The sequence below is a fragment of the Mycobacterium sp. TH-M15 genome (genome assembly GCF_057473705.1).
The window spans coordinates 1-4,840 of the sequence record NZ_JBYCLB010000528.1 but is presented as its reverse complement, the minus strand read 5'-3'; the positions used below and the strand labels follow the sequence as shown (position 1 = coordinate 4,840).

Sequence of the window (4,840 nt, the reverse complement as noted above, 5' to 3'; positions counted from 1 at the left end):
GAACCAACACCAGGGAATCTCTGCCGCTGGCATCGATTTTCAAGCTGTACGTGCTGCTGGCGGTCGCCGACGGGGTCAAGGCCGGGACGGTGTCCTGGGATGACCAGCTGACGGTGACCGACCAGGCCAAGGTGGTCGGCTCGTCCGGCCTGGAGGAGCTGCCCGACGGCGCCCACGTCTCGGTGCGCACCGCCGCCGAGAAGATGATCGCGACCAGCGACAACATGGCGACCGACCTGCTGATCGGCCGGGTCGGCGCCCGGGCGGTCGAACGGGCGCTGGCCGCCGCGGGCCATCACGATCCGGCGAGCATGACGCCGTTCCCCACCATGTACGAGCTGTTCTCGGTCGGCTGGGGCCGCCCGGATCTGCGCGAACAGTGGCAGAACGGTTCGCCGCAGGACCGTGCGGACCTGCTCAGGCAGGCCAATTCCCGTCCGTACGAACCGGATCCGACTCGTGCGCACATCCCCGCCTCCGAGTACGGCGCCGAGTGGTACGCCAGCGCCGAGGACATCTGCCGGCTGCACGTTGCGCTACAGAACGGCGCCGTCGGCGCGGCCGCACCGGTCAAACAGATCATGGCCGCGGTGAGCGGCATCGGCCTGAAGCACCGCGACTGGCCCTACATCGGGTCGAAAGCCGGCGGCCTCCCGGGCGACCTGACGTTCAGTTGGTACGCCGTCGACAAGACCGGCCAGCCATGGGTGGTCAGCTTCCAGCTGAACTGGCGGCGTGACCACGGCAAGAGTGTCGGAAGTTGGCTGCTTCAGGTCGCCCAGCAGGTCTTCGCGTTGCTGCCGACGTCGCCGTAGGCGGGTCGGCGGTCGTCTACCCCGGGAGAAATGCCCACATGAATGTGGCCGGGCCCGTTACCGGCTCGCCGCGCGGTCTGGTGTCGGTCTTCGACCGCCGGGACCGGATCACGATCGGCGCACTGTTCGGGGTGATCGCGGTGATGCACCTGGTCGGCTTCGGCGTTCTGGTGCTGGTCGTCGCAGCGCGCGGGTATCACACCGGGCCATCCGGCGCCGAGGCGTTCGGTATCGGGCTGGGGATGACCGCCTACCTGTTCGGGCTGCGGCATGGCTTCGACGCAGACCACATCGCCGCCATCGACAACACCACCCGAAAGCTGATGAGCGACGGGCAGAAGCCGACGGCCGTGGGCTTCTGGTTCGCCGTCGGCCACTCCACCGTGGTCCTGGTGATGGCCCTGCTGGTGGTCGCCGGCACCCGGACGGTCGGCACGCTGGTCGACGACGGCTCAACGGCCCGCCGGCTGCTCGGACTGACCGGGACGTTGGCTTCGGGCTTGTTCCTCTGCCTGATCGCGGTGATGAACATCATCGCCATGGCCGGTATCTGGCGTGCATTCCGCCGGCTGCGCCGCGGCGACCGCTCCGGGGATGAGGTGGACGTCACGCGGGGCGTGCAGGGTTTGCTGGCCCGGCTGCTGCGCCCGATCATGCGCCGGATCACCCGCCCGGTCCAGATGTATCCGGTGGGCGTGTTGTTCGGGCTCGGCTTCGACACCGCCACCGAGATCGCGCTGCTGGCGCTGGCCGGCGGCACCGCCGCCGCCGGGCTACCGTGGTACGCGGTCCTGGTGCTGCCGTTGCTCTTCGCTGCCGGGATGGCCTTGACGGACACCGCCGACGGGCTGTTGATGATCGTCGCCTACGACTGGGCGTTTCTGCGGCCGGCCCGCAGGATCGTCTACGACTTCGCCGTCACCGGCCTGTCGATCGCGGTGGCGCTGCTGATCGGGTCGATCGAGCTGGCGTCGATCCTGCACGACGGCGTGAACTGGACCGACCCGGTGACCACCTGGATCAGCGGCATCAGCCTGAACAGCGCCGGCCTGGTGATCGCCGGGATGTTCGCGGTGACCTGGCTGGGCGCCATCGCCTCGTCGAAGCTCGGCGTGGGCCGGGTGACCCGACGCGGGTGAACCGTCGCAGCCGGGCCCAGCGGGACCCGGCGGCGAGCGCGATCACTCGGCCGGTGCGCTGTGCCCCACGCCGCCGCCGGCGGCGCCCGCCTTGGCCAAACCGGCGTCCGCGGCTTCGGCTGGCTTCGGGGCGCCGGTGAAGGTGAACACCGCATCCTCGTGCGCACCCTCGCCGTCCCAGTTGTCCACGTCGACGGTGACCACCTGGCCCGGACCGACCTCCTCGAAGAGGATCTTCTCGGAGAGCTGGTCCTCGATCTCGCGCTGGATGGTCCGCCGCAGCGGACGCGCACCGAGCACCGGGTCGAAACCCCGCTTGGCCAGCAGTGACTTCGCCTTCTCGGTGAGGACGAGCTCCATGTCCTTGGCCTTGAGCCGGGTGGCCACCCGGCCGATCATCAGGTCGACCATCCGGATGATCTCGTCGCGAGTCAGCTGGTGGAAGACGATGATGTCGTCGATCCGGTTGAGGAACTCCGGCCGGAAGTGCTTCTTGAGCTCGTCGTTGACCTTCAGTTTCATCCGCTCGTAGTTGTTCTCCCCGCCGCTCTGGGTGAAGCCCAGGCCGACCGCCTTGGAGATGTCGGCGGTGCCCAGGTTGGAGGTGAAGATCAACACGGTGTTCTTGAAGTCCACCGTGCGGCCCTGGCCGTCGGTGAGCCGACCGTCCTCGAGCACCTGCAGCAGGCTGTTGTAGATCTCCTGGTGCGCCTTCTCGATCTCGTCGAACAGCACCACCGAGAACGGCTTGCGCCGCACCTTCTCGGTCAGCTGACCGCCCTCCTCGTAACCGACGTAGCCGGGCGGGGCGCCGAACAGCCGCGACGCGGTGAACCGGTCGTGGAACTCGCCCATGTCGATCTGGATCAGCGCGTCGTCGTCGCCGAACAGGAACTCGGCCAGTGCCTTGGACAGCTCGGTCTTACCCACCCCGGACGGGCCGGCGAAGATGAACGACCCGGACGGCCGCTTGGGATCCTTCAGACCGGCCCGAGTGCGCCGGATGGCCTTCGAAACCGCCTTGACGGCGTCCTCCTGGCCGATGATCCGCTTGTGCAGCTCGTCTTCCATCCGCAGCAGCCGGGTGGTCTCGGCCTCGGTCAGCTTGAAGACCGGGATGCCCGTCCAATTGGCCAGCACCTCGGCGATCTGCTCGTCGTCGACCTCGGCGATCGCATCCAGATCACCGGAGCGCCACTGCTTCTCCCGCTCGGCTCGCTGAGCAACCAGCTGCTTCTCCCGGTCGCGCAGATTGGCGGCCTTCTCGAAGTCCTGCGAGTCGATCGCCGACTCCTTCTCCCGGCGCGCGTCGGCGATCTTCTCGTCGAACTCGCGCAGATCCGGCGGCGCGGTCATCCGCCGGATCCGCATCCGCGCGCCGGCCTCGTCGATCAGGTCGATCGCCTTGTCCGGCAGGAAGCGGTCGTTGATGTAGCGGTCGGCCAGGGTGGCCGCGGCCACGATCGCGCCGTCGGAGATCGACACCCGGTGGTGCGCCTCGTAACGGTCCCGCAGCCCCTTGAGGATCTCGATGGTGTGCTCCACCGTCGGCTCACCGACCTGCACCGGCTGGAACCGGCGTTCCAGGGCGGCGTCCTTCTCGATGTACTTGCGGTACTCGTCGAGCGTGGTGGCGCCGATGGTCTGCAGCTCGCCGCGGGCCAGCTTCGGTTTCAGGATCGACGCCGCGTCGATGGCGCCCTCGGCGGCGCCGGCGCCGACCAGGGGGTGCAGCGAGTCGTTGAAACAGATGATGTCGCCGCGGGTGTTGATCTCCTTGAGCACCTTCTTCAGCCGCTCCTCGAAGTCGCCGCGGTACCGGCTGCCGGCCACCAGCGAGCCGAGGTCCAGGGTGTAGAGCTGCTTGTCCTTGAGCGTCTCGGGGACCTCGCCGTTGACGATGGCCTGGGCCAGCCCCTCCACGACGGCGGTCTTGCCGACGCCGGGCTCGCCGATCAGCACCGGGTTGTTCTTGGTCCGCCGGGAGAGCACCTGCATGACCCGCTCGATCTCTTTCTCCCGGCCGATCACCGGGTCGAGCTTGCCGTCGGCGGCGGCCGCGGTCAGGTTGCGGCCGAACTGGTCGAGCACCAGTGACGTCGACGGGTTGCCCGACTCGCCGCCCCGGCCACCGGTGCCGGCCTCGGCGGTCTCCTTGCCCTGGTATCCGGAGAGCAGCTGGATCACCTGCTGGCGGACCCGGGTCAGGTCGGCGCCGAGCTTCACCAGCACCTGGGCGGCCACCCCCTCGCCCTCCCGGATCAGACCGAGCAGGATGTGCTCGGTGCCGATGTAGTTGTGGCCGAGCTGCAGCGCCTCGCGCAGGCTCAGCTCCAGCACCTTCTTGGCCCGCGGGGTGAACGGGATGTGTCCGGACGGCGCCTGCTGACCCTGGCCGATGATCTCCTCGACCTGGCTGCGCACTCCCTCCAGGGAGATGCCCAGCGACTCCAGTGACTTGGCGGCCACCCCTTCACCCTCGTGGATCAAGCCCAACAGGATGTGCTCGGTGCCGATGTAGTTGTGGTTGAGCATCCGGGCCTCTTCCTGGGCCAGGACGACGACCCGGCGGGCACGGTCGGTGAATCTCTCGAACATGCGGCTACCTGCTCTCCCTCACACGTACAGCGGCCGGCGCGGTACCTTCCATCCACTCTAGTGGTCGGATGCCGGCACGGTGTCCCGGCTTCGGTTGCCCACCACTCGGCGGTGCGGCATCCCGTCCCCGCCAGCCGTTGGACCCAACCGGGACCTACCAGGCCAACGCCGCGAAACCGGGAAACGTTTCCGAATACCGGCCGCAGCCCAGTTCGCTTGCAGCGAAAACAGCCGGTTCGCAGCCGGGTGCGGATGTGAGCCGGGTCAGGTCGCGGCGTGGAACGCGTC

Annotated in this window: 3 protein-coding genes; 2 read left to right on the top strand and 1 reads right to left on the bottom strand. The window is 68.5% G+C overall.

The features are described 5' to 3' along the window. Both AC2VNT_RS12895 and nicT read left to right on the top strand, forming a co-directional pair. A partial coding sequence (locus AC2VNT_RS12895; RefSeq protein WP_486947237.1) for a serine hydrolase occupies positions 1–815 on the top strand: 815 nt, incomplete at its 5' end. Positions 816–853: 38 nt separating this feature from the next. Further along, positions 854–1,954, top strand: a complete 1,101-nt coding sequence (nicT, locus tag AC2VNT_RS12890; protein WP_486947236.1) for a Nickel transporter NicT — start codon at positions 854–856, stop codon at positions 1,952–1,954. 42 nt (positions 1,955–1,996) lie between these two features. Here the strand turns inward: nicT and AC2VNT_RS12885 are convergent, their stop codons facing one another. Further along, the gene (locus AC2VNT_RS12885; protein WP_486947235.1) at positions 1,997–4,552 is read right to left on the bottom strand and encodes an ATP-dependent Clp protease ATP-binding subunit; all 2,556 of its coding nucleotides are present in this window, start codon (positions 4,550–4,552) and stop codon (positions 1,997–1,999) included. Between the last annotated feature and the right edge of the window lie 288 nt (positions 4,553–4,840).